This is a genomic window from Vitreimonas sp. (assembly GCF_035627415.1).
Taxonomy (GTDB): domain Bacteria; phylum Pseudomonadota; class Alphaproteobacteria; order Caulobacterales; family Aquidulcibacteraceae; genus Vitreimonas.
The window spans coordinates 1-22,659 of record NZ_DASPLU010000016.1; the positions used below are offsets into that span (position 1 = coordinate 1).

Below are 22,659 nucleotides of genomic sequence, written 5' to 3' on the forward strand. Positions count from 1 at the left end.
CCGAAAAACTCTGGACCCTGCGGTTTCACGCCCCGCAGGCAATGCAGACCTCGTTCGCTTCGCCCAACGAACCTGGAAAGCGTCGTACCTTCTGCGAAGGCCCTCTCGACATTCCACGTCCGCGGACTTCCTCAACGATGGAGCGATATCGCGCTGTGCACTTTGTGGACCGTTGTGCCTTTGTGGTTTTTTCACCACGACGACACGACGACTTCACAACGATCACAACGCTCTTCCCTTCCCATCGAAGCGACGTCTGCCGCGCCGGTCGATGCGCTCACATTCCAAAGCTTCGGAGCTCTTCGAAATCCTCTCGTGTGAGAGCAAGGGCATTATACGCCAGGTCTGGCGCTGTCGGATTGATTTCTGCGCGGGCGTTGAAGTTGCGAGAATTTTGCTCGGAAACACGGGGATAGAGCGCGCATCTATCCTCGTTTGCGTGACGCTCGGCGCGCGCCGCCGCTCTGCTGCGCTTCGGCGGGCAGCGGTTGCATTTGAACACGGAGCAAACAAAAGCGGCGGCTGATCGCTCAGCCGCCGCTTCGTTAGGGTCGCGTTGAACCTTACGCCTTTTCCGGCTTCTTGCCGAAGCTCAAGAGGCCGCGCGGTTCGGGCTGGTAGGTGAATTTGAGCTTGGTGTCGTCGGCGGGATCGATGTCGATCTTCACCAGGCCGCCATCCTTCAGCTTGCCGAACAGCAATTCGTCCGCCATCGGCTTCTTCACCTGCTCCTGGATCAGACGTGCGAGCGGACGGGCGCCGAAGCTCTCGTCGTAGCCGCGCGTGGCCAGCCAATCGGCGGCCTTGTCGCTGATCTCGATCTGCACGTTGCGCTCGGCCAATTGGCCTTCGAGCTGGATGATGAACTTCTGCACGACGTTACGCACCACTTCCGGCGGCAGGCCGCCGAAGTGAATCACCGCGTCAAGACGGTTGCGGAATTCCGGCGAGAACAGCCGCTTGATCGCTTCCTCGTTCTCTTCGTCCTTCTTGCCGCGGCCGAAGCCGATGCCCTGCTTGGCCGCGTCCGCCGCGCCGGCATTGGTGGTCATGATCAGGATGACGTTCCTGAAATCGACCTTCTTGCCGTTCGCATCGGTGAGCGCGCCGTGGTCCATCACCTGCAGCAGAATGTTGAACAGGTCCGGGTGCGCCTTCTCGATCTCGTCGAGCAGCAGCACGCAGTGCGGATGCTGATCGACGCCGTCGGTAAGCAGACCGCCCTGATCGTAGCCGACATAGCCGGGAGGCGCGCCGATGAGACGGCTTACGGTGTGGCGCTCCATGTATTCGGACATGTCGAAGCGCAAGAGCTCGATGCCCATGACGTTGGCGAGCGAGCGCGCGACTTCGGTTTTGCCGACGCCGGTCGGGCCGGCGAACAGATAGGAGCCGATCGGCTTTTGCGGTTCGCGCAGGCCGGCGCGCGCCATCTTGATGGCGGCGGCGAGCTGATCGATCGCCGAGTCCTGGCCGAACACGACGCGCTTCAGGTCGGTCGGCAGCGAGGCCAACGCCTCGGCGTCGTTCTTCGACACGGACTTCGGCGGAATCCGCGCCATGCGCGAGACCACCTCTTCCACCTCGGCGACATCGATCATCTGCTTCCGCTGGTTCTGCGGCAGCAGCATCATCGAGGCGCCGGATTCGTCGATCACGTCGATCGCCTTGTCCGGCAGCTTGCGGTCGCCCATGTGGCGCGCGGACAGCTCGACGGCGGCTTTGACCGCATCGTCGGTGTACTTCACCTTGTGGAAGTCTTCGAAGTAGGGCCTGAGGCCCATGAGGATCTTGATCGCGTCCGGGATCGACGGCTCGTTGACGTCGATCTTCTGGAAGCGGCGCGCCAAAGCGCGGTCCTTCTCGAAGTGCTGGCGATATTCCTTGTAGGTGGTCGAACCCATGCAGCGAAGCTGGCCGCTTTGCAGCGCCGGCTTCAGCAGGTTCGAGGCGTCCATCGCGCCGCCGCTCGTGGCGCCGGCGCCGATCACGGTGTGGATCTCGTCGATGAACAGCACCGCGTTCTTCTGGTTTTCGAGCTCCTTCATCACGCTCTTCAGGCGCTCTTCGAAGTCGCCGCGATAGCGCGTGCCGGCGAGCAGCGAGCCCATGTCGAGCGAGAAGATGGTGGCGTCAGCCAGCACTTCGGGGACTTGCTTTTCGTTGATCTTGCGGGCGAGGCCTTCGGCGATGGCGGTCTTGCCGACGCCGGGGTCGCCGACCAGCAGCGGGTTGTTCTTCTGCCGGCGGCAGAGAATCTGGATCGCGCGCAGCACTTCGGGCTCGCGGCCGATCAACGGATCGATCTTGCCTTCCTTGGCCTTCTTGTTGAGGTTCACGCAATAGGCGGCGAGCGCCTCGCTGCCCTGCTTGACGACGCGCTCGCCGTCTTCACCTTCTTGCGCGCCGCGCACGGGACGCGGTTGGGCGGCGCCGGCGCGCTTCGGCAAGCCGTGGGCGATGAAGTTGACCGCATCATAGCGGGTCATGTCCTGCTCCTGCAGGAAATAGGCGGCGTGGCTCTCGCGTTCGCTGAACAGCGCAACCAGCACGTTGGCGCCGGTGACTTCGCGCCCGCCGCTGGAATCGACGTGCAGCATGGCGCGCTGCAACACGCGCTGGAAGCCGGCGGTGGGACGCGGCTCTTCGTGCTCGCGGTTCTGCACGCGCAGGCTTTCGAGCTCGTTGCGGAGATAGGAGTCGAGGTTCAGCCGCAGCTTGTCCAAGTCCACCTTGCACGCGTGCATGACGCCGGCCGCATCATCATCGTCGATGAGCGACATCAGGAGGTGCTCGAGCGTCACGTATTCGTGCTCGTGCTCGTTCGCGAGCTGGAGCGCACGGCGCAGCGTGTGTTCGAGCGTGCGGGAGAAAGTCGCCATTCGACGTCAGTCCTTTTCCATCGTGCATTGCAGCGGGTGTTCGTGCCGCCGCGCCAGATCCAGTACTTGGGCGACCTTGGTCTCGGCCACCTCGTAGGTGTAAACGCCACAGAGCCCGACGCCATTCTGATGGACGTGGAGCATGATGGTGGTCGCCTCCTCCCGGTTCTTCTGAAAGAAACGCTCCAGCACATAGACGACGAATTCCATCGGCGTGTAATCGTCGTTCAGCAGCAGCACCCGGTAGAGAGACGGCTTCTTGGTGCGGGTGAGCGTCTTTGTTCCGGTGCGGCTGTCGGCCCCACCGTCCTGGTCGCCTTCTTCGTCCCAGGAATTCCCGCTCATCGACTCCGCACCTTCAGCCGACTCGCGGCCCGTTAAAGCTCACGAGCCTTCGCTCACATGCTGAACAATTTATGGACTGAATCTGGGCTGGAAAGGTCTTGAACTTCTGACGTGCGCAGTTACCCGGCGGGCGCCCGCCGACGCGGCGCCATGCGCATACGAAACGAGCCCGGCTCGCATGAGCCGGGCTCGTCCGTTTGTCAGCCCCTCGGCGACGGGCGCCGAAGTCGATGCTGTTAGCGCGCGGCGCCGTTCTGGATGAACTGGCCGACGGCGTTGACGCGGTCGTTGATCGGCGCGAGCGCGTCCTTGGCGACGCCCGTCACCAGCTCGGAAACGCTCGTCAGTTCAGCGACATAGGCTTCGAACGCGCCCTTGGCGTAATCGTTCTGCTTCTCGACGAACTCTTGCACGCTGGTCGACGTCATCAGCGACTTCGTGGCATTGACGTGGTTCTCGAGCGCGGCCTTCTGGAAGGCGACGGTGCGGGCCGAGAGGGCTTCGAAGCCCTTCTGAGCGGCCTGGGCCGAAGCCAGAAAGGCCTCGATGTTCTGCTTGCCGAACGCCGACGCTTCCGAGAGCGCCGCCATGCTGCGGTCGATGTTCTCGCGGACGGTGTCGCTGGAAGCGGTGGAGAAGGTCTCAAAGGCCTCCGTGGCCGACTTGGCGGCGCGGGGGGCGGTCTTCGCAGTGGCCATTTTGGTCTCCGTTTCGGGTCTTTGGGGCGGAGGAGCGCCCGGATTGAGCCGGACCGCCGGCAGGACCGGCGAATCTGACCCCAATATGTTATGCTGCACCTGCGAAGTCAACCACGATTTTGCTGCACTGCAACATGGGGCGGCGCGCAAGCGGCATTTGCAGTTGACTCCGCGTCATTTGCAGCGCGCGCCCAGGAATTGACACCGGAAACAGCAATTCTTCATCGGGCGTTAACCACGTTTTCCACAACGTGGACGTGCGTTAGGCAAATCACCGCTTCACTGCAGAGCATTAACCCAGAAGTGCAACGTCAACTTAACTGGGTCTAAGGAATCTGTAAGCTGCGCGGCACGCGAATTGCCTGAAATAGTCCGTGTTTGTGCGGGATGACACGACAATGAACTTTGCGGGTGCGACTTTCTTTCGGACGGTTCTCGGCGCCTTCGCAGTCGCCCTCACCGTTTCCATTGCCTCGCCCGCGGTCGCCCAGGACCGCTACGCGGCCATTGTGATGGACGCGCGCACCAATGAGGTGCTGCTCGAGGACCAGGCGGACGAGAACCGCTACCCGGCCTCGCTCACCAAGATGATGACGCTCTACATGCTGTTCGAGGCGATCGAGCGCGGCGACCTCAGCATGAGCACGCGGCTGACAGCGTCCCGCAATGCGACGCGCCAGCCGCCGTCGCGCCTTGGCCTGCGCTGCACGCGCCGCCGGGGCTGCGACAGCCTCACCGTGGAACAAGCGATCAATGCCCTCGTGGTCCAATCCGCCAACGACGTAGCCACCGTCGTGGCCGAGCGGCTGGGCGGCACCGAAGCGCGGTTCGCCGCCAATATGACGGCCCGCGCCCGCGAACTGGGCATGACCGACACCCGCTTCGCCAATGCGAGCGGCCTGCCGGACACCCGCCACCGCACTACGGCGCGCGACATGGCTGTCCTGGCGCAGGCGCTGTGGCGCGATTTTCCCGAGCGTTATGAAACGTTTCAGCGCACCAGCTTCACGTGGCGCGGGCGCACCATCCGCGGTCACAACCGGCTTCTCGGCACCGTCGACGGCGTCGACGGGATCAAGACCGGCTACACCCGCGCCTCCGGCTTCAACCTCGCCACTATGGCCGAGCGCAACGGTCAGCGCGTGATCGTGGTGGTGCTCGGCGGCGAGACGGCGGCGGCGCGCGATGCGCAAGTCACCTATCTCGTCGAAGGCGCCTACGAGGAATTCGCCCGCCGCGCCGATCCGAACGCGGCGCAGTACGCCAGCATGCCCGGCCGCCGTCTCGACGTGCAACTCGCGCCGGGCGCGCTGCAAGCCGCGGCGCGGCCGCTGCCGCCCTCCTCGCCCTATGACGTCTATCAGGGCATGGTGGTCGAGACGCTGGCTCCGGTGCGGGCGCCGATCGACGGCCCGATCGCCCAAGGCGACGAAGGCGAACTCTCCACCGAAGAAATGGACTGACGGGCCTCAGCCCTTCCGTCTCCTGAGCAACCGATCCCGCGCGGCCGTGAGCCGCGCGGCTTCGTTATGGGCGCCGCCGCGATCGGGGTGGGCGCGGGCCATCTTGGCGCGATAGGCGCGGCGGATCTCCGATTCCGTGGCGTGGGGGCCGACGCCGAGCAGCGCGCGGGCCGCAGCGTCCGCGGGATCGGCGCTGCTGCTCTCAGCCTCCGCTGCGGCCGCCGCATCGTACTTGCGCAGCCGGCGCGTGATCGCGGGCCAGAGCAGCCACGCGGCTGCGGCGAGCGCGCCGAGGGTCAAAGCCGGCCAGACACCGCCGCGGGAGGCGGCAAAGAGCGCCGCGACCGCCAGCGCCAGCGCCGGCCAACGCTGTAGGAGCTGCGCCCGGCGCGCGCCGCCGAAGCGGACGCCAAACAGCAGAACAAAGACGGCGATGACGACGAGAAGGACGAGAAGCAGCACGGGCGCGACCCTAACGGCGCCGGCGCGCCCGCGACACTGTCAGAACTTGAGCGCTTCGCCCTCGAGGCCGGGCAGCTTCAGCGTCAGGAAGAGGTCGCGGAGTTCCTGGCGGGCGGCGAGGTGCCCCATCTTCATCTCCCCCTCGCCGCCGTCGCCGTCGAGGTCGAGCATGGTGAGGCCCTGCGGGAAGAGTTCGCGGTAGATGACCCGCTCGGAGAGGCCGGGGGCGAGCCGGAAGCCGATGCGCTGCGACAGCGTCTTCAGGGCGTCGCCGACGCGCTGCTTGTTCTTGGCTTCGATGCGGCTCGTGGAGGTGCGGTTGCGCAGCACGACCCAGTCAATCGGCGTGCGCACAGCGAGCGCCTTCCGCTTGCGGCTTTCCCAGACCATCTCGCTGTAGATCGAGGGGCGGACGATATCGGCGCAGGTCTCGTCGAGCGAGCCCAGCAGGTCGAAATCGACGAAACTGTCGTTGAGCGGGGTGATCAACGTGTCGGCGCAGGCGTGGGCGAGGCGGGCCATGAAGCTGTCGCCGCCGGGGCTGTCGATGACGATGAAATCGCAGGTCTCGGAGAGACGCTTGAGGGCGAGGCGGAACGCGGCCTCCTCCTCCGCCTCGGCGAGATCGAGCGAGCGCTGGGCGCTTTCCCGCAGTTCGAGGATCTGCGGCGCCGGCAGCTTGGCGGCGCGGTCGGCGATCCAGCGGCTGCGGTTCTCGATGTAGCGGGTGAGCGAGCGCTGGCGGACGTCGAGGTCGAGCGCGCCCGTGCGCCGGCCCATGCGCATCAGGGCGACGATGAGGTGCATGGCGACGGTGGACTTGCCCGCGCCGCCCTTCTGGTTGCCGACGACGATGACGTGCGCTTGGCGCAGGGCGGCCGACGGCGCGGGCGCGTAGGCGACGCTCATCGCCCGCCCGCACGAGCGGACGCTGCGCGCCTACCGGATCCCGCAACGCCAAGATACATAGAATAGAAACTCGGCGATCGAGGTTAAGGCGCGCTTAAACGGCTTGACGCGGGAACTTTCCAGACGGATGCGAGCGCATGACTGATTCCGCTCTTCCCATCGTTCGCGACACCGCGGCGCTGCGCGCGGCGGTGCGCGCTTGGCGGGCGCAAGGGCTGCGCGTGGGGCTCGTGCCGACCATGGGGGCGCTGCACGAGGGGCATCTTTCACTGGTGCGGTGGGCGAAGGAAAAATGCGACCGCGTGATCGCGAGCCTCTTCGTGAACCCGCGGCAGTTCGCGCCGCACGAGGACTTCGAACGCTATCCGCGCGACGAAGCGGGCGACGCCAAGCTGCTGGCCGGCGCCGGCTGCGACCTGCTCTACGCGCCGGAGCGAAGCGCGATGTATCCCGAAGGCTTTGCCACCAACGTGATCGTCTCCAGCGTGTCGACCCCGCTCGAGGGCGAGTTCAGGCCGCATTTCTTCGGCGGCGTGGCGACGGTGGTGGCGAAGCTGTTGCTGCAGGCGCTCCCGGACGCCGCGTTTTTCGGCGAGAAGGATTATCAGCAATTGCTGGTGATCAAGCGGATGGCGGGCGATCTCGACATTCCCGTCGAGATCGTCGGCTGCCCCACCGTGCGCGAACACGATGGGCTCGCGATGTCGTCGCGCAATGCGTATCTCAGCGCCGATGAGCGGCGGATCGCGGCGCGGCTCAATCATCTGATGCACGATGCGATCAAGGCCGCGCACGCGGGGCACGCGCTCGACGTGATCGAAGCCGAGACGGCGCGCCACCTGATCGCCGCCGGATTCACGGACATCGATTACGTGGCGATCCGCGACGCGGAGACGCTGCAGCCGATCGCCGATCTCTCCCGCCCTGCCCGCCTGCTGGCCGCAGCCTGGCTCGGCAAAACCCGGCTGATCGACAATATGGCGGTATGACAGGCGAGTTTTTGCGTCCTGCGCGCCAATTTTTCTCCCCAGGGGCGTTTATGACAGCCGCACGTCGGCGCTAGGTTAACCATTACTGCGGGGGTTTGATCGCTCAGGGAGGGAGCTCGAACAATGACTCGCAAACGCTTACTGGCGTCCGCCGTCAGCGCGATCGCTGTCGCCGTCGCTATCGCCTGCATCAGCGCACCAGGCGCCGCCTGGGCGCAGGACACAACTGAAGACGAAACCATCGTCGTCACCGCGACGCACCGGGCGAGCTCGATTCAAGACGTGCCGTTCTCGGTGAACGCGCAAACGGCCGAGGACATCGAGCGCACCGGTTCGCAGACCATCGAAGACATTTCGCGCAACGTCGCCGGGATGTCGGTGCAGAATCTGGGACCGGGGCAAAGCCAGGTTTCGCTGCGCGGCGTTTCCGCCGGCCAGATCGTGCGCGACCAGCCGGGCGTGAAGGAGCAAGTCGGCGTCTATCTCGACGACTCGGTGATCTCGCTTTCGCTGTTCACGCCGGACCTCGACCTTTACGACCTGAACCGCGTCGAGACGCTGCGCGGGCCGCAAGGCACGCTGTTCGGCTCGGGCAATGTCGGCGGGACAGTCCGCTACATCACCAATCAGCCGGACCTCGACGTGTTCGAGGGCTCGGTCGAAGCCAGCGTCAACACCGTTACTGACGGCGGCGAAGGCGGCCACCTCAAAGGCATGGTCAACATCCCGCTGACGCCGGGCCGGCTGGCGTTCCGGGGCGTTGGCTATCACACCGAGTACGCAGGCTTCATCGACGCGCTGCGCGAAGGCGGCGGGCGCGACGAGGACGTGAACGACGGCACGCGCAGCGGCTTGCGCGCCGCGCTGGCGATGCAGATCACGCCGAACCTGCTGATCACGCCTCGGCTGGTCTATCAGCACGTGGAGTCGAACGGGTTCAATCGCCAAGAGGTCTACAATCTCTTCGCCAACCCCTACACCACCACACGCCCGCCGGTGACGTTCGACGAGCGCGAGCAGTTCCTGTTGCTGGATGAAGAGTTCAGCGACGAGACGACGCTGTTCGACGTGACCGTGAATTGGGACCTCGGCGATGTCGCGCTCACCTCGATCACCACGGCCATGAACCGGCAGATTCTGGTCAGCCGCGACGCCAGCGCGCTCACGGGATCGGTGTCGGTCGATCTGGGCTTCCCGGATGCGGCGGTGCTGCTGCCGTCGAACCTGCGTGACACGACCGAACTCGAACAGCTCACACAGGAGGTCCGCCTCGCCTCCGATATGGAGTCGCCCTGGCAATGGCTGTTCGGCGTATTCGTGACCGACATCAATCGCGACTATCGCCAGCGTCTGCCGACGCCCGGCTATGACGCGTTCACCGACGCGGTGCTCGGCCCGGGCACGTCGGCCGCGGTTGCCAACGGCTTCCCGCCGGATTCGCCGTACAATTCGGACCTGCCGTACGACATCGATCAGTTCGCGCTGTTCGGCGAAATCAGCTACGATCTGACCGACCGGCTCACGCTGACGGCGGGCGGACGCTACTACGACTTCACCGAGCGGCGCCGTTTCACCTCCGGCGGTTTGTTCTCCAACGGCGACGATCAGATCGACTCGACTTCGTCGAGCGGCTTCACGCCGCGCTTCCTGTTGAGCTACGACGTCAGCGAAAACCTGACATTGAACGCGCAAGCGTCGCAAGGATTCCGCCTCGGCGGCGTCAACGACCCGCTCAACCTGCCGCTTTGCGCCGGTGGGCCGGGCGGACCGGACGCGCTCACCTATGGCGGCTTTCCGACATTCGAGGACGAGAAGCTCTGGAACTACGAGGCTGGCTTCAAATTCCAGAACGGGCTGATGACGTTCAACGCCGCAGCCTATTACTCGGACATCGAAGACCTGCAGGTCACGGCGGACGCCGGCTCGTGCTCGTCGCGCGTCGTGTTCAACGCCGACGCGCACACGGCGGGCCTCGAAGCCGAGTTCGCGATCTCGCCCATGGACGGACTCGAACTCACCTTGGCGGGCAGCCTGGTCGAAGCGGAGTTCGACGAGACGCGCACGTCGGTGCTCGGCGCGGTGCTGGCGGGCATTCGGGAAGGCAATCGTCTGCCGTCGGTGCCGGAGTATCAAGTCGCGGCGACGGCGGCTTACTACTTCCCGCTCGCTTGGGGAGATGGGCTCGAAGGCTTCGTCTCGGCGACAGCTCAGCACATGGGCAGCCGCTTCACCCAGCCGGGCGATCAGGAAGACAATCCGCGCACGTTCGTACACGGACTCGATTTCGGCGGCCCGCCGCCCGGCGCGGCGACCACGGTCGATCTCGAACTCGATCCCTACACGATCGTTAACGTGAACGCGGGCGTGCAGACGGAGAGCTGGGGCCTCACCTTCTTCGTCAATAACGCGTTCGACGAAAACGCAAACCTGGCGTTCGACCGCGAGCGCGGCGGGCGGGCGCGGCTTGCGTTCCACACCAACCAGCCGCGGACCGTCGGCGTCACGGTGCGCCGCGCGTTCTGAACTCTAGAGAATGAGAAAGTCTGCCGGCCGGGACGAAAGTCCCGGCCTTTTCTTTTGCACCGCGGGGCTTAGGCTCGCGCGCCATGAGCTGGAAGGACGACGTCGAGGAGCTGCGCCGGCGCGAAGCGCTGGCCGAGGAGATGGGCGGCGCCGAGCGGGTGGCGCGGCAGAAGGCGTCCGGGAAGCTGACGGCGCGCGCGCGCGTCGATGCGCTGCTGGACACGGGCTCGTTTCACGAGACCGGCAAGATCGCAGGGCGCGCGAGCTATGGCGCCGACAACGAGATGACGAGCTATTTGCCGACGCCGTTCGTGGTCGGCCGTGGGCTTATCGATGGACGGCCGGTCGCGGTGCAGGCGGACGATTTTTCGGTGCGCGGCGGCGCGGCCGATGCGGGCATCTGGCAGAAGCTCGTGTTCGCCGAGCAGATGGCGAACGAATATCGCATGCCGCTGGTGCGGATGGTCGACGGCACCGGCGGCGGCGGTTCGGTGAAAATGCTGGAGAAGGACCCGCGCACTTACATTCCGCAGACGCCGGGCTGGGAATGGGTCGTGGCGAACATGGGCACCGTGCCGGTGGTGTCGCTTGCGCTAGGCCCATGCGCGGGGCTCGGCGCCGGTCGCGTGGCGGCGAGCCACTACAGCGTCATGGTGCAGGGCCTCAGTCAGGTGTTCGTCGCCGGGCCGCCGGTGGCGAAGGCGATCGGCGAGGACGTCGATAAAGAGGCGCTGGGCGGCGCCGAGATCAACGGCAAGAACGGCGTCGTCGACGACATCGTCGCCAGCGAAGCGGAGGCCTTCGCCGCCGCGCGCAAGTTTCTCTCCTACCTCCCCGCGTCGATCCACGAGCTGCCGGCGCGCGTGCAGAACGGCGATCCGATCGATCGGCGCGATCCGACCTTGATCGACGTGGTGCCGCGCGATCGGCGCGTGCCGTACAAGATGCGGCGCATCGTCGAGGCGTGCGTCGATGCGGGCACATTCTTCGAAACGGGACGGCAGTGGGGCCGCGGGCTGATCACCGGTTTTGCGCGCATCGACGGCTACAGCGTTGCGGTGCTGGCGGGCGATCCGATGTTTCTGGCGGGCGCATGGACGAGTGATGTCTGCCGCAAGCTGATCAAGCATGTCGATCTGGCGCAGACGTTTCATCTGCCGGTCGTTCACTTCGTCGATTGCCCCGGCTTCGCCGTCGGCGTGAAGCATGAGCGGGCGGCCACGGTGAAGCTTGGCGTGCAGGCGATGGCGGCGGTGTATCAGGCGCGCGTGCCGTGGTGCTCGATCGTGGTGCGGGCGGCGTTCGGGCTGGCGGGTTCGGCAATGATGAACCCGACGCGGGTGAAGTATCGCTATTGCTGGCCGAGCGGCGACTGGGGCTCGCTGCCGCTTGAGGGCGGCATCGAAGCGGCGTTCAAGCGTGAGTTGGAAACTCACCCCGAGCCGGAGACGCGGCTGGCGGAAATCCGCGCCTGGGCCGAAGCGCTGCGCTCGCCATTTCGGACGGCCGAGGCGTTCTACGCCGAGGAGATCATCGATCCGCGCGAGACGCGGCCGCTACTGTGCGAATGGGCCGGGCTGGCGCAGCGGACGCTGGAGACAGGGCCGAGCAGCTTTGGGATGCGGCCTTAGGCGGCGTCGCATAGCAGAAGGGCCGCTGGCTTTCGCCAGCGGCCCTTCGCTTTTCGCATTGCTGCGTCGTTACGGCGTCGCCGGCGCCGGCGTCGTTGCGGCCGGAGCGGCTGGCGTTTCCGTCGCCGCGGGCGCGGCGGCCGGGACTGCGGCCGCTTCGCTCGGCGGCGCGATGCGGGTCAGCGCGGTGATGTCGCCTTGCACGACGTAGAAGATCTCGCGGTTGCGCGAGCCGCCAGCCTGGGTCGGATCGTCGTGATAGACTTCGAACGTGGTCCAATCGTCTTCCGGCGTGGCCGGATTGTCGAGGTGCGCGGCGGCAAGCAGCGCATCCATCGGATTGTAGACGTCGCGCAGCACGTTCTCTTCCGTGCCGGTGTAGACCACGCGCAGCACCGTGCCGGCTGGCGTCTGGCCGGTCTTGCCGATCAGCAGCGCGCGCGGCTGACGGCCTTGGTACGGATAGCCGACCTGATAGCAGTATTGGCCGGAGACGACCCGCGGCTCGACCGCGATCAGTTCGCCGTTCACGGTGAGGTTGCTCGAGCGCATCACCGGCGGAATGGCGACGACGGCCTGGCTGATGATCGAGGTGATCGATTCAGCGTCCGAGCCCGAGCAGTTCTCGACATAGAAGAACGGCCGCGCTTCGACTTGCGCGACGCTGTACTGCAGGCCTTCGAACGAGGCGTTCGGCAGCGCGTTGAGATCGGTCTCGACCGCGCTCGCGGCCGTTGCCATCAGCGGGCCGACATCGCCGCCGGTCAGCACTTGCAGGCGATCGAGCGGGTTGGCGCCGAGATCCTGCTCCAACTTCACCAGCACGCGCGAGCCCTCGCCCGCGGGTGAAACCGTGTAGACGACGCGGCCCGTGGCGCCGTCGGCGAACGTGACCGGCGCGGTGACGGTGTCGCCGTCGACGGTCGCCGGTTCGGCGATGGTGACGCCTTCCACGACCGTCGCGCCCACCGGGGTCGACGACAGCCGCGCCAGCACCGTCGGCGCCGGGCGCTCGATTTCGAGCGTCGTCGTGCGCGCCGCGACCTTCGGGCCGAAGAAATAGCCGGCGCCGGCCACGACCAGCACGACGGCTACGATGATCAGCAATGTCCTTACGATAGAGCCCATGGCCACCCTCCTCGGCTGCTCGTGTGCGTCTCCCCTAGCAAATCGCGCCCACCGGCCAAACTCAAAAGTGGCCGCGAGCACGCATAGCTCAGGCCCAACGGCGCTTTTCCCGCTGCGGCGCCCGTGCTTTAAGGCCGTGATTCAATGGAGGAAGCAGCCAAATGGGCGAAGAAGTCACGTATGGCGGCTATCTGCGCCTAAAGGAGCTGCTTTCGGCGCAGAGCCCGCGCACGGATCAGCACGACGAGCTTCTGTTCGTGATTCTCCATCAGACGATGGAGTTGTGGATGAAGCAGGTCATCCACGAGATCGGCGCGGCGCAGGCGGAGGTGCGCGGCGGCAACCTCGTACCTGCCTACAAGCATCTGGCGCGCGTCTCGCGCATCCAGGCGGTGATGACGCAGACCTGGGACATCCTGGCGACGATGACGCCGGCGGACTATTTGAACTTCCGCTCGATGCTGGGGACGAGTTCGGGCTTCCAGTCGGCGCAGTTCCGCGTGCTCGAGGCGCGGCTCGGACTGAAGGACGCGGGCTTTCTGAAGTATCACGCCGAAGGCGGCGCCGATCGCGCGATGCTCGAAGCCGCGCTCGCCGCGCCGAGCCTTTACGATGACGTGCTCGAACAGCTGGCGAAAGCCGGGTTCGAGATTCCGGAGAGCGCATATCGGCGCGCTACCGGCGCGGCGTACGAGCCGAGCGAGGCGGTGGAACAGGCATGGCTCGCGGTCTATCGAGACACACAGCGGCATTGGGCGCTCTATCAGCTTGCTGAAAAGCTGATCGACTTGGACGATGCGTTCCTCACCTGGCGCCATAAGCACGTGCTGACGGTGGAGCGGATCATCGGCAGGAAGCGCGGCACCGGCGGCACCGAGGGCGTTGGCTATCTGCAGCAGACCCTGACGCGGCGCGCGTTTCCGGAAATTTGGTCGCTGAGGACCAAGCTTTGAAGAGCTACAAGCATCTGTTCTCACGTGCGCTTGCCGCCTCCCCCGGACGCATCCACTTTGCGGCGCACTCGCATCATCTCTGGCCCGACGCTTCGTACGAAGGCCACGTGCAGGCGTGGGATGACGCCGCCGCCCTCGCCGACCGCAAGTGGGAGAAGATTTTCGGCGAAGTGATGCCGCGCGCGCAGGCCAACATCGCGCTCGAGCTGAAGCTGCCCGATCCGCGCACGATCGGCTTTGCGCCGAACACGCATGAATTGCTGATGCGGCTCTTCTCGGCTCGGGCGCCTGGCAAGATCGAGGTGCTGACGACGGATGGGGAGTTCCACTCGTTCCGGCGTCAAAGCGCGCGCTGGGAGGAAGAAGATCGGATCATGCGGCGCATCGTGCCGTGCGAGCCGTTCGAGACGTTCAGCGAACGCTTCCTGGCGGCGATGCGCGAGCAGCGGCCCGACATTGCCTTTCTGAGCCACGTGATGTTCAGGAGCGGCCTGCGCTTCGATGGCGTCGAGGAATTGGCCGCCTACGCCTCGCCGGGCGGGACCTGGGTCGCGCTCGATCTCTACCACTCGTTCATGGCGATGCCGTGCGATTTCTCGCGCGTGGCCGACCGCGTGTTTCTGCTCGGCGGCGGCTACAAGTACGCGATGGCAGGCGAAGGCGCGGGATTCATCCACGCGCCCCCCGGCTATGCGGAGCGGCCGGGCTACACAGGCTGGTTCGCCGACTTCGGCGCGATGGAGAAGAAACAGGGCGAGGTCGCGTACGGCGAGGATGGCTCGCGCTTTCTTGGCGCCACCTACGACGCGACGGGGCTCTATCGCTTCAACGCTGTGCAGGCGATGCTGTCGAAGGAAGGACTGGACACGGCTGCGATCAGCGAGCGGCTCGCTGTACTACGCACGATGGTGGCGGAGGCGATCGCCGCGGGGAAAGCGGGCGCGACGTTGCGCAGGGCGGAGCTGCTGCAGCCGAACGCCGAGGGGCCGCAGGCGCGCTTTCTGTCTCTGCGGCACGCCGATGCGGTGCTATGGAAGTCGGCGCTGATGGCGGCGAACGTGATCACCGATGCGCGCGACGACGTGCTGCGGATCGGGTTCGGGCTGTATCAGGATCAGGCGGATGTGTCGGCGTTTTGCGACGCGGTGCGGAAGGCATTGGGCTAGGAGCTATTTGCGCGCCAGATGACGCTGAAAGTCGCGTCGCGCGTGTAGCACGCGCACTATCTCCACTCGCGTGCCGACAACCCGAAAAAAGATAGCGTGCGATCCGACGTTGCGACGAAAGTAGCCAGGCCGGATGTCGCCACAAGCGCGGCCCGAACTTGGCTCTTGTGCAAGCGCCTCGATGGTTCTGAAGATGTCTTGCAAGTACTTTCGGCTTGCTCCACGCTCCAGCGAATGGCCGTATAGCGCCAGATTTCGGCCAGATCCTCTTCGGCCCGCTTACGAAGCCTATAGCCCCTCATTTGCGGGCAGTATGTTCCGTTCGCATTCGCGCGAGAAACTCATCTGGATCGAATGAGTCGAGGAGCGGACTTTCTTCACCCTCGATCAGCGCCTGGCGAAGCTGCTCCAGTTTCGATTCCTGCGCCTCTAGTAGACGCAGGGCAGCCTGCACGGCCTCACTGGGCGAACCGTAATGTCCGGCGGCCACCTGGCTTTCAACGAACGAAATCTGGTGCTCAGGAAGCACGATTGTCGTCGGCTTGTTCATACCGGCGCCATAGCACGGACTGCAGGTTCGGTCACCACGCGCCCAGCTCCACCAATTGCCGGCGCAGATGCTCCGGCAGGTCGGCGCCGCCTTGGGCTTCGCCGAGATCGGCGGGGGCGTCTTTCGGATCGAGATAGCGCCAGCCTTGGAAGGCGCGGCGCGGTTGCGGAACGGTGCGCATCAGGTGGGCGTCGAGATAGAGGCCGCAGCGCGGCCCATGATTGTCGGTGACGTGATCGACGGCGATAATGCGCTGGCGCACGCTGATGACGCCTTTGATCACCCAATAGAGCGACCCGCCCGCGAGCACGTCTTCGACGCGCTTGGGCCACATGCGCGTGCCGCACACCGGCGCGATGTGCGGGCGCTTCTCTGTCTTCGCGCGCTTGATCTGGCCGATCTGCCATTCGGCGAGATCCTCGACGCTATCGGCGCCGACGCAGAGTTTGACGATGTGGATGGTCATTCGCCGACGAGAGTTCTTTGGATGAGCGCGATTGTTTCTTGGCGCTGAGCAGGAAACTCAAGCGACGACCCCACCTGGCCCAGAAAATCCGCCGCTACGCGACACTGCTCTTCGGCCAAAACGCGGCGCGCCGCTTGAGCAACGTGCAGCGGATGCCCCAAGCCCATGCTCGTGGCCACGTACCATTCGAAGTCGGCCTGCTCAAATCCCGGCAGCAGGCGCTGGCCGATGGCGATCACTGCATCGAGCCGTTCCGCCGAAAAATTCTCACGCTTCGCGAAGATCAATTCACGGCCGGACAGATCGGCCGCCTCCTTCGTCCACTCGCCGCCGATCAGCGCCACGGCCAGCGCATAGCAGACGCGATTCAAATCGCCGTCGACGCCCGTCGGGAAGCCTTGGTCGTGAAGGTGTCGTCTCGCCGCGGAACGATTCTGGCCGATGAACAATCCCTGCAGCAGGCCGTAGCCAATCATGAACGGATTTATGATGAGGGCGAACGGGCTGAACCAACCGATCAGAAGCGAGAGCCCGGCTTCACCAAAAATCGCTGTGCGCACGCACCCAACGCAGCCGATGACCGTCTTCTCGCCGAGCCTGAACCAAATCACCAAACCGCGAACAAAGGGCGTGGTTGCCTTGGCGTTGATCTGACGCTTCTCGCAGCGCGGGCACGGGTATGGGATCGCCGGTTGCGCCGCTCGCATCAATTCCCCTCCGGGTCGGCGGCAACGACACGTTCCGCTCGCATGAGCGCGGCGACTTCGGCTTGCGCAGCGTCGCCGCTGGCGGCCAAACCGCGCATCACGCCGACGAAGTCAGCTTCGCTCTTGTTTTGCGAGAGCTTGCGTTTGGCTTCGATGCGCGTTGCGTGGAGGGTGACGCCGACGATGCCGCGAAGCAGCGCCTCGATGTAAGCACGCGGCGCGTCGCCGATGGCCCAAGGTTCGGCGCGATCGTGCTCGTGGACGTGTGAGAGATCGCGGACGACGGCTTCGAGTCGCGCAGCGTCATCGAACCATTCGACACGGCCGGCGATGTGGACCGCTTCGTAATTCCAGGTCGGCACAGTTTTGCCGTGCTCGGCTTTGGAGGGATACCAGGCGGGCGTGACGTAGGCTTCTGCGCCGGAGAGGACGATGAGCCCCTGCCCTCCGCCTTGCTTCCATTGCGGGTTGGCGCGGGCGATGTGGCCGGTGGCGATCTTCTTCTCCGCGTCCCACAGGATCGGCATGTGCGTGCCGACAGGCGCGCCGGTTTCGTCGATGGTGACGAGGACGCCCGCGCGCGCGCGGGCGAGGCGCCGGATCAGAGCGTCGGCGTCCTCAGCAGCAAAATGCGCGGGGACGTACACTTACCTTTGCTCCCCCGCATGCGGGGGAGCTGTCACGCGCAGCGTGACTGAGGGGGGAGCGCCTGGCCCCGCCCCCTCCGTCGCGAGTTGCGCTCGCGCCACCTCCCCCGCAAACGGGGGAGGAAATTGCTGCGCCGCCCAGGCCTGCTTGATCGAACGGGAGGTCTTGCGCGAGCCGTCCGGGCTCCAGCCGGGAGGTCCAAACGTGTAGCCGAGCACTTCGCGCAACGACTTCGCGTGCGTGACGTCGCGCCAGATGCCGACCCATTCGTGCACGGCGACACGGAACGGGTTGAAGGTGCCAAGCTGGGAGATGATGCCGTAGCGCGGCTTCTCCTCGTCCTCCGGCACGAACGTGCCGAACAGGCGATCCCAGATGATGAGAACCCCGGCGTAGTTGGCGTCGAGATACTTAGCGTTGGTGGCGTGATGCACGCGGTGGTGCGAAGGCGTGTTCAACACCCATTCGAGCGGACCCATGCGGCCGATGACTTCGGTATGGATCCAGAATTGATAGACGAGACTGATGGCGCCGAACATCAACACCATGAGCGGCGGAAAGCCGATCAGCATCAGCGGCAGCCAAAAGATGAAGTTGAGGCCGAGCGTGCCGGTCCAGGTTTGGCGGAGCGCCGTCGTCAGATTGTAGTGCTGCGATGAATGGTGGACGACGTGCGCGGCCCAGAACCAGCGGCGCTCGTGCGCGACGCGATGGAACCAATAATAGGCGAGATCTTCGGCGAAGAAGCAGGCGACCAAGACGGGCCAGGTCCAACCGAGGTCGAACAGGCGGAACTGATAGACCCAGAAGTAGGCGGCGACAGCGAGGCCGCCGAACGCGATGCCGAAGACACGGTTGCCGAGGCCCATGGCGAGGCTGGCGGCGCTGTCGCGGAATTCGTAGCGCCCGCGCTTGGTCAGCTTCACCACGATCATCTCGATGATGATCAGCAGCACGAAGGCCGGCACCGCGTAGGTGATGATGGGCGGGATCTCGAACGGCGGTTCAATGTTCGGCGAGGTCATCGTGGTGACGGGCGCGGTCACTTCGGCTCTCCCGCAAGCTCGGCGATCCAGGTCGGCGGCGCTTGCAGGCGCATATGTAGCGGCGGGTAGCCGAGGTCTGCAAACCTGACGCTCAGCTTGCCGTTGCGGAGGCTGATCTGGACCGCGGCGGCGGGCGACACCCGAGCGCTCACGTCATTGCCCATGACGCGGGCGATCATCAGCTTGCCGCCGCTCAGGCGCACGAAGGCATTGCGGCCGCGCGCGTCGATCACCGCGTGCTCGACATTGGCTCCTTCGGCAGCGGCGAGCCGGGCGAGTTCGGCGTCGTCCAGCTTGGCGGTGTGGCGAAAGCCGAGCAGCGCGGCGACGCCGACCATGAAGAGCACGACGGCGGCCGAGCCGGCCAACACCGGCGCTTCGGCGACCCAGTTGGCCAAGTACTCGTCCCAGTTCATCCGGTGAGACCGAGGACGATGATCAGCACGAGGAAGATGAACATGATGATGATCGCGAAGATCAGCATGAAGAACGTGCGCCAAAGCGCCGAGAACCAGCCGAGCGCGTAGGCGCCTTTCAGGTGGAAGTACGTGTGCACCGGCAAACCGACCAGCAGCAGCCAGCCCGGCAGCCACGCCGTCCATGACCATTGCGCCGAGAGCACCACCGCCACGAACAGCAGCGACGCGAACGACAGCGCATAGAGCGCGTAGGCCATGTGGTCGTAGAGCGTCACGCCACGTTTCCAGAGAAACAAGAGCGCGATGAACGGTAGCGACAGCGGCGCGAGCAGGAAGGAGAATTTGTAGCCCGTCTGCTGGATTTTATAGACGGCGAGATCGGGGTTCTCGAACTTCTTGCGGATGCGCTCGTTGAGGGCGTCGGCGCCGTCGATGACGACGAAGTTTTCACTCTCGGCGACCTCTCGCATCGAGTCCTGCCAGGTGCGCGGCGAAGACTCCTCCTCTTCTTCGGTCGAGGACGGGCTCGACCGGCCGGCGTCGCTCGCGACAGCTGCTGGCGACTCGGCCCCAGCGCGCGCGGGATCGTTCGCGGTTTGCTCCACATCGATCACAACCGGCTGCTCGCGCGCGGCCTCGGCGTCGTGCGCGGCGAGTTCTCGCTCGAGCCGGTCGACTTGAGCTTGCGCGATTTCAATCGCGCCTTCAGCTAGGCCGACTTCCAGTCCCTCAGGGCTATCGGCATCGGGGTTGGTCCGCGCCTGCTCCAGCTCGGCCTGGGCTTGCCGCAGTTCGGCCCTTGCATCGGCCAGGTCCGTGAGGATGTCGGCACGGGCGGGCGCGGCGGCGGCGCGCTCAAGTCCTTCGTCGTGCATTGCGAAGGCGAAGACGAAGAACATGAAGAAGATCGTGAACAGAAAGAGCGCGATCGGGCTGATGTAGCGGGCGCGCTTGCCGAAGACGAAATTGCGGGTGAGCGTGCCGGGGCGGAAGATCACCATCGGCAGCGTGCGCCACGCCTTGGTGTCGAAGTGCACGATGCCGTGCAGGAATTCTTCGAGCACGTGCGTGAGCTTACGATGCGGATGGCCGGCCTGACCGCACTGGCTGCAGTATGGACCGCTGAGCGCGGCGCCACAGTTGAGGCACCCGCCTTCCGCGTGGCCGCCTTCACCTCTGCGGCCCTCGATGGCGCCTGCGACAATGCCGGCCGTCGCCATCGCGCCGGCTGCTTCAAGTTCCCCGCTCATGGACTCGTATTTCCCGCGTCAGCGGGAGACGATCAAGCCCGCGCGTCGCGGCGGGACGGCCCTTCGGCGCCTGTTTCGCCATCGAGGCGCGGCAGAAAGCCGAGTTCGGTGCGGGCGACCGCCGCGGACGCGCGCCGCGGCGCGGCGGCGGGTGGGGTCTTCTTGGCGTCGGCAGTCAGGGCTTCCAGCCCCTCCTCCTCGAGTGCGAGCACGGCCAGGCCCTCGGCCTCCTCGATCGTGCGCGCCCAGACGAAGACGGCGGTGACGGCCGAGCCGAATTTGGCCGGCCAGCGCTTGGAGCGGCGGTCGAGCCGCGCCTCCACCACGACGCGCCAGAACGGCATGTGCGGACGAACCAGTTTGGCTTGATAAAGGGCTGGCCAAATCCGGCTCAGGCCGCGCTTCAGCTTCACGAATACCACTCCGGCTTGCGCTTCTCGAGAAACGCGGCGAGGCCCTCGCGTCCTTCGGCCGAGGTGCGGCGCGCCGCGATACGGCGAGCCGTCTCCTTGGCGAGGCTGTCATCGATCTTGTGTCCGGCGACATAGCCGACAAGCGCTTTCGCGTCGGCGACGGCGCCGGGCGCCGCAGCCAAAGCCAAATCGCTCAGGGGCTCCATCATCGCGCGCAACGCAGCATCATCCTCTACCGCATACTGCACTAAGCCGATCCGCTCGGCGAAGGTTCCATCGAAACTCTCGGCGGTGGCGAATAAAGCCCTCGCCCAACGCGGACCGACAGCTTCGACAACATACGGAGAGATCGTGGCCGGCGTGAGCCCCAAGCGCACTTCGGAAAAGCGGAAGGTCGTGCTTTTTACAGCGACGGCGACATCGCATGCGGCAACGAGACCGGCGCCGCCGCCCATCGCTGCGCCATGCGCCAGCGCCACCGTGAGTTGCGGCAATTCGTGCAGATGGCGCAGCATGCGCGCGAGCGCGAGCGCGTCGGTCTCGTTGCCCTGGTCGGTGAACTGGGCGGCGCGGCGCATCCAGTCGATGTCGGCGCCAGCGCAGAACACCGCGCCTTCGCCGCGGATGAAGACGATGCGTACGTGATCGGCGCCTTTCAAGGTCTCGAATGTGTCGCTGAGGCCCGTAATCATCAGCTCATCGAAGGCGTTGCGCTTCTCGGGCCGGTTGAGGGTGACGACGGCGACGCCCTCGGGCGACACATCGAGCAGAACGGGATCGGTGGACATCAGTTGGATCCTAACGCGCTGATGAAGGCTTGCGGCCGCTCCGGCTCGGGCGTCTCGAACAGGTTGAGGCGCTGCACGCCGGCGAAGAAATATTCGAAGTCTTCCGGCGGCTCGACCGCTTCGAGATAGACCGGCAGCAGCTTCTTTTTGTAGCGATCGGCCAAGTAGATCTCGCGCTTGACGTGATCGCTCTCGAACGCCGCCTGCGAGCACATTACGGTGACGCCGCCGGCGCCGCGGATCGCGCGCACGATCTCGCCGGCCCAGCCATCGCCCGGCTTCAAGCCGTGCTGATCAAGCCAAAACTTGCGGCCGGCCTGTTTCGCCGCTTCGATCACCGGCAGCACAGCGCCCTCGTTGGCGCGCGCATAGGACACGAAAACGGAATCGCCCTGCTTCGCCGGCGCGGGCGCGTCCGGCTCGAACTCGGCGGGCGCGGCTGGGCTCGCCTGCGCCTTGGGCTTCTTGAAGAGACGCGTGATCCAGTAGGTGACGATGCCGATAGTGAGCAGGATCGAGAGCACGAAGAGAATCTCGGTAGCGCCGGCGCCGAGACCGAAGCGGGCGCCGAACTCGCCGACGCCGCGGCGCAGCTCGGGCCAGCCGCCGGGCGCCGGCCCGATGCGATTGGCCAGCCAGATCGAAACGGCGGCCGCGAGCGCCAGCACGCCCGGCAGCGCGAGCACGGGCAGCGCTACCGCCGCAATCGAGCGCCACTCATCAGCGTCGGTTCTGAAATTGGCGCGAAGGCGTTTGTTGAGACGCGGCGCGCTGCGCGCGGCTTCAGGCGCTTGCGGCGGCGCCGGCCTGATCTTGTCGCGCACCTGATCGGCGACTTCGTTCCACTTGAACTCGCGCTGCGCCTCGAAACTGGCGTCGACCGCGGGCAGATCGCGCAGACCCACCGGGGCGATGCCCTTGTCGAGCTTGACGACGACGAGACGCCCGTCGGCCCAGGCGTCCAGCGCGCGCTGCTCGAGCCGGAGGCGCGCCGTCGCGAAGGTGAGCGCCTGCGACACCAGGAGCACCAAGGCGTCGCCCTGCTGCACCGGGCGCAGCGCAACCGTGCCGTCGTCCAGCTCGGAAAACTGTCCCCGCCGCTCGATCGTCTTTTCGAGCGCCTCGGCGGCGCTCCGGTCGGCCGGCGCATGCGCGATGAACACGGTCATGACGCCGTCTTAAGCCGGGCGCCGGGCTTGAGCAAACGACCGCCGGGCCGCACT

The 22,659-nt window shown here is 65.7% G+C and carries 23 protein-coding genes; 6 read left to right on the top strand and 17 right to left on the bottom strand.

The genetic code is table 11. The features are described from left to right. Positions 1–563: 563 nt before the first annotated feature. The 3 genes from clpA to VEA80_RS10670 all read right to left on the bottom strand — a co-directional run bounded on the left by clpA (position 564) and on the right by VEA80_RS10670 (position 3,925). Positions 564–2,882 (bottom strand): ATP-dependent Clp protease ATP-binding subunit ClpA, encoded by a 2,319-nt coding sequence (gene clpA, locus VEA80_RS10660; RefSeq protein ID WP_325060718.1) that lies wholly within the window; start codon positions 2,880–2,882, stop codon positions 564–566. A gap of 6 nt (positions 2,883–2,888) precedes the next feature. Continuing rightward, positions 2,889–3,227: an ATP-dependent Clp protease adapter ClpS gene (clpS, locus tag VEA80_RS10665; RefSeq protein WP_325060719.1), complete on the bottom strand. Its 339-nt coding sequence runs from the start codon at positions 3,225–3,227 to the stop codon at positions 2,889–2,891. 236 nt (positions 3,228–3,463) lie between these two features. After that, entirely contained in the window at positions 3,464–3,925 is a 462-nt protein-coding gene (locus VEA80_RS10670) for a TIGR01841 family phasin (RefSeq protein ID WP_325060720.1), read from the bottom strand. Between the two features lie 398 nt (positions 3,926–4,323). Here VEA80_RS10670 and VEA80_RS10675 point away from each other — a divergent pair, with 398 nt between their 5' ends. Then, a complete protein-coding gene (locus VEA80_RS10675) occupies positions 4,324–5,388 on the top strand; it encodes a D-alanyl-D-alanine carboxypeptidase family protein (protein ID WP_325060721.1) in 1,065 nt (354 codons plus the stop codon). Positions 5,389–5,394: 6 nt separating this feature from the next. Here the strand turns inward: VEA80_RS10675 and VEA80_RS10680 are convergent, their stop codons facing one another. Together VEA80_RS10680 and VEA80_RS10685 are read right to left on the bottom strand one after the other, a co-directional pair. Next, positions 5,395–5,850 (bottom strand): J domain-containing protein, encoded by a 456-nt coding sequence (locus tag VEA80_RS10680; RefSeq protein ID WP_325060722.1) that lies wholly within the window; start codon positions 5,848–5,850, stop codon positions 5,395–5,397. Positions 5,851–5,889: 39 nt separating this feature from the next. After that, on the bottom strand, positions 5,890–6,759 hold the full coding sequence (locus tag VEA80_RS10685) for a division plane positioning ATPase MipZ (RefSeq protein WP_325060723.1): 870 nt from the start codon (positions 6,757–6,759) through the stop codon (positions 5,890–5,892). Positions 6,760–6,896: 137 nt separating this feature from the next. On the opposite strand from VEA80_RS10685, the gene panC reads away from it, so the two are divergent. The 3 genes from panC to VEA80_RS10700 all read left to right on the top strand — a co-directional run bounded on the left by panC (position 6,897) and on the right by VEA80_RS10700 (position 11,902). Next, positions 6,897–7,748 (top strand): pantoate--beta-alanine ligase, encoded by an 852-nt coding sequence (panC, locus tag VEA80_RS10690; RefSeq protein WP_325060724.1) that lies wholly within the window; start codon positions 6,897–6,899, stop codon positions 7,746–7,748. A gap of 123 nt (positions 7,749–7,871) precedes the next feature. Then, the gene (locus VEA80_RS10695; protein ID WP_325060725.1) at positions 7,872–10,271 is read left to right on the top strand and encodes a TonB-dependent receptor; all 2,400 of its coding nucleotides are present in this window, start codon (positions 7,872–7,874) and stop codon (positions 10,269–10,271) included. Between the two features lie 83 nt (positions 10,272–10,354). Further along, positions 10,355–11,902 carry an acyl-CoA carboxylase subunit beta gene (locus tag VEA80_RS10700; protein WP_325060726.1) on the top strand — a complete coding sequence of 516 codons (1,548 nt, stop codon included), beginning with the start codon at positions 10,355–10,357 and terminating at the stop codon, positions 11,900–11,902. A gap of 69 nt (positions 11,903–11,971) precedes the next feature. Here VEA80_RS10700 and VEA80_RS10705 read toward each other — a convergent pair whose 3' ends face one another. Further along, positions 11,972–13,030 carry a hypothetical protein gene (locus VEA80_RS10705; protein WP_325060727.1) on the bottom strand — a complete coding sequence of 353 codons (1,059 nt, stop codon included), beginning with the start codon at positions 13,028–13,030 and terminating at the stop codon, positions 11,972–11,974. A gap of 161 nt (positions 13,031–13,191) precedes the next feature. On the opposite strand from VEA80_RS10705, the gene VEA80_RS10710 reads away from it, so the two are divergent. Both VEA80_RS10710 and VEA80_RS10715 read left to right on the top strand, forming a co-directional pair. Beyond that, positions 13,192–13,983 carry a tryptophan 2,3-dioxygenase gene (locus VEA80_RS10710; protein ID WP_325060728.1) on the top strand — a complete coding sequence of 264 codons (792 nt, stop codon included), beginning with the start codon at positions 13,192–13,194 and terminating at the stop codon, positions 13,981–13,983. Then, on the top strand, positions 13,980–15,149 hold the full coding sequence (locus tag VEA80_RS10715; protein WP_325060729.1) for a hypothetical protein: 1,170 nt from the start codon (positions 13,980–13,982) through the stop codon (positions 15,147–15,149). The genes VEA80_RS10710 and VEA80_RS10715 overlap by 4 nt, the downstream gene beginning before the upstream one ends. Before the next feature lie 3 nt (positions 15,150–15,152). On the opposite strand, the gene VEA80_RS20440 is transcribed toward VEA80_RS10715, so the two are convergent. The 11 genes from VEA80_RS20440 to VEA80_RS10765 are packed head-to-tail and all read right to left on the bottom strand — an operon-like array spanning position 15,153 to position 22,605. Beyond that, the gene (locus VEA80_RS20440) at positions 15,153–15,401 is read right to left on the bottom strand and encodes a type II toxin-antitoxin system RelE/ParE family toxin (protein ID WP_414731508.1); all 249 of its coding nucleotides are present in this window, start codon (positions 15,399–15,401) and stop codon (positions 15,153–15,155) included. A gap of 46 nt (positions 15,402–15,447) precedes the next feature. Beyond that, positions 15,448–15,699: a type II toxin-antitoxin system ParD family antitoxin gene (locus VEA80_RS10720; RefSeq protein WP_325060730.1), complete on the bottom strand. Its 252-nt coding sequence runs from the start codon at positions 15,697–15,699 to the stop codon at positions 15,448–15,450. Positions 15,700–15,730: 31 nt separating this feature from the next. Continuing rightward, on the bottom strand, positions 15,731–16,165 hold the full coding sequence (locus VEA80_RS10725; protein ID WP_325060731.1) for a DUF1489 domain-containing protein: 435 nt from the start codon (positions 16,163–16,165) through the stop codon (positions 15,731–15,733). Then, positions 16,162–16,872, bottom strand: a complete 711-nt coding sequence (locus VEA80_RS10730) for a hypothetical protein (RefSeq protein ID WP_325060732.1) — start codon at positions 16,870–16,872, stop codon at positions 16,162–16,164. The genes VEA80_RS10725 and VEA80_RS10730 overlap by 4 nt, the downstream gene beginning before the upstream one ends. Continuing rightward, complete coding sequence (locus VEA80_RS10735) at positions 16,872–17,519, bottom strand: FMN-binding negative transcriptional regulator (RefSeq protein WP_325060733.1); 648 nt, start codon at positions 17,517–17,519, stop codon at positions 16,872–16,874. Before VEA80_RS10735 ends, VEA80_RS10730 begins: the two co-directional genes overlap by 1 nt. Next, complete coding sequence (locus VEA80_RS10740; protein ID WP_414731509.1) at positions 17,520–18,545, bottom strand: sterol desaturase family protein; 1,026 nt, start codon at positions 18,543–18,545, stop codon at positions 17,520–17,522. It abuts the gene before it with no gap. A gap of 17 nt (positions 18,546–18,562) precedes the next feature. Next, the gene (locus tag VEA80_RS10745; RefSeq protein WP_325060735.1) at positions 18,563–18,964 is read right to left on the bottom strand and encodes a hypothetical protein; all 402 of its coding nucleotides are present in this window, start codon (positions 18,962–18,964) and stop codon (positions 18,563–18,565) included. 14 nt (positions 18,965–18,978) lie between these two features. After that, entirely contained in the window at positions 18,979–20,235 is a 1,257-nt protein-coding gene (locus VEA80_RS10750; RefSeq protein ID WP_325060736.1) for a DUF3667 domain-containing protein, read from the bottom strand. Positions 20,236–20,267: 32 nt separating this feature from the next. After that, entirely contained in the window at positions 20,268–20,648 is a 381-nt protein-coding gene (locus VEA80_RS10755; protein ID WP_325060737.1) for a hypothetical protein, read from the bottom strand. Further along, on the bottom strand, positions 20,645–21,436 hold the full coding sequence (locus VEA80_RS10760; RefSeq protein ID WP_325060738.1) for an enoyl-CoA hydratase-related protein: 792 nt from the start codon (positions 21,434–21,436) through the stop codon (positions 20,645–20,647). The genes VEA80_RS10755 and VEA80_RS10760 overlap by 4 nt, the downstream gene beginning before the upstream one ends. Next, positions 21,436–22,605, bottom strand: a complete 1,170-nt coding sequence (locus tag VEA80_RS10765) for a toll/interleukin-1 receptor domain-containing protein (protein ID WP_325060739.1) — start codon at positions 22,603–22,605, stop codon at positions 21,436–21,438. The genes VEA80_RS10760 and VEA80_RS10765 overlap by 1 nt, the downstream gene beginning before the upstream one ends. Positions 22,606–22,659 lie beyond the last annotated feature (54 nt).

What these genes read in the sequence shown, in the direction of transcription:
- VEA80_RS10685 (WP_325060723.1), bottom strand. Translation starts at nt 6,759, where the DNA reads ATGAGCGTCGCCTACGCGCCCGCGCCGTCGGCCGCCCTGCGCCAAGCG.
- clpA (WP_325060718.1), bottom strand. Translation starts at nt 2,882, where the DNA reads ATGGCGACTTTCTCCCGCACGCTCGAACACACGCTGCGCCGTGCGCTC.
- VEA80_RS10740 (WP_414731509.1), bottom strand. Translation starts at nt 18,545, where the DNA reads ATGACCTCGCCGAACATTGAACCGCCGTTCGAGATCCCGCCCATCATC.
- panC (WP_325060724.1), top strand. Translation starts at nt 6,897, where the DNA reads ATGACTGATTCCGCTCTTCCCATCGTTCGCGACACCGCGGCGCTGCGC.
- VEA80_RS10725 (WP_325060731.1), bottom strand. Translation starts at nt 16,165, where the DNA reads ATGACCATCCACATCGTCAAACTCTGCGTCGGCGCCGATAGCGTCGAG.
- VEA80_RS10675 (WP_325060721.1), top strand. Translation starts at nt 4,324, where the DNA reads ATGAACTTTGCGGGTGCGACTTTCTTTCGGACGGTTCTCGGCGCCTTC.
- VEA80_RS10705 (WP_325060727.1), bottom strand. Translation starts at nt 13,030, where the DNA reads ATGGGCTCTATCGTAAGGACATTGCTGATCATCGTAGCCGTCGTGCTG.
- VEA80_RS10700 (WP_325060726.1), top strand. Translation starts at nt 10,355, where the DNA reads ATGAGCTGGAAGGACGACGTCGAGGAGCTGCGCCGGCGCGAAGCGCTG.
- VEA80_RS10765 (WP_325060739.1), bottom strand. Translation starts at nt 22,605, where the DNA reads ATGACCGTGTTCATCGCGCATGCGCCGGCCGACCGGAGCGCCGCCGAG.
- VEA80_RS10710 (WP_325060728.1), top strand. Translation starts at nt 13,192, where the DNA reads ATGGGCGAAGAAGTCACGTATGGCGGCTATCTGCGCCTAAAGGAGCTG.
- VEA80_RS10760 (WP_325060738.1), bottom strand. Translation starts at nt 21,436, where the DNA reads ATGTCCACCGATCCCGTTCTGCTCGATGTGTCGCCCGAGGGCGTCGCC.
- VEA80_RS10750 (WP_325060736.1), bottom strand. Translation starts at nt 20,235, where the DNA reads ATGAGCGGGGAACTTGAAGCAGCCGGCGCGATGGCGACGGCCGGCATT.
- VEA80_RS10730 (WP_325060732.1), bottom strand. Translation starts at nt 16,872, where the DNA reads ATGCGAGCGGCGCAACCGGCGATCCCATACCCGTGCCCGCGCTGCGAG.
- VEA80_RS10670 (WP_325060720.1), bottom strand. Translation starts at nt 3,925, where the DNA reads ATGGCCACTGCGAAGACCGCCCCCCGCGCCGCCAAGTCGGCCACGGAG.
- clpS (WP_325060719.1), bottom strand. Translation starts at nt 3,227, where the DNA reads ATGAGCGGGAATTCCTGGGACGAAGAAGGCGACCAGGACGGTGGGGCC.
- VEA80_RS10720 (WP_325060730.1), bottom strand. Translation starts at nt 15,699, where the DNA reads ATGAACAAGCCGACGACAATCGTGCTTCCTGAGCACCAGATTTCGTTC.
- VEA80_RS10695 (WP_325060725.1), top strand. Translation starts at nt 7,872, where the DNA reads ATGACTCGCAAACGCTTACTGGCGTCCGCCGTCAGCGCGATCGCTGTC.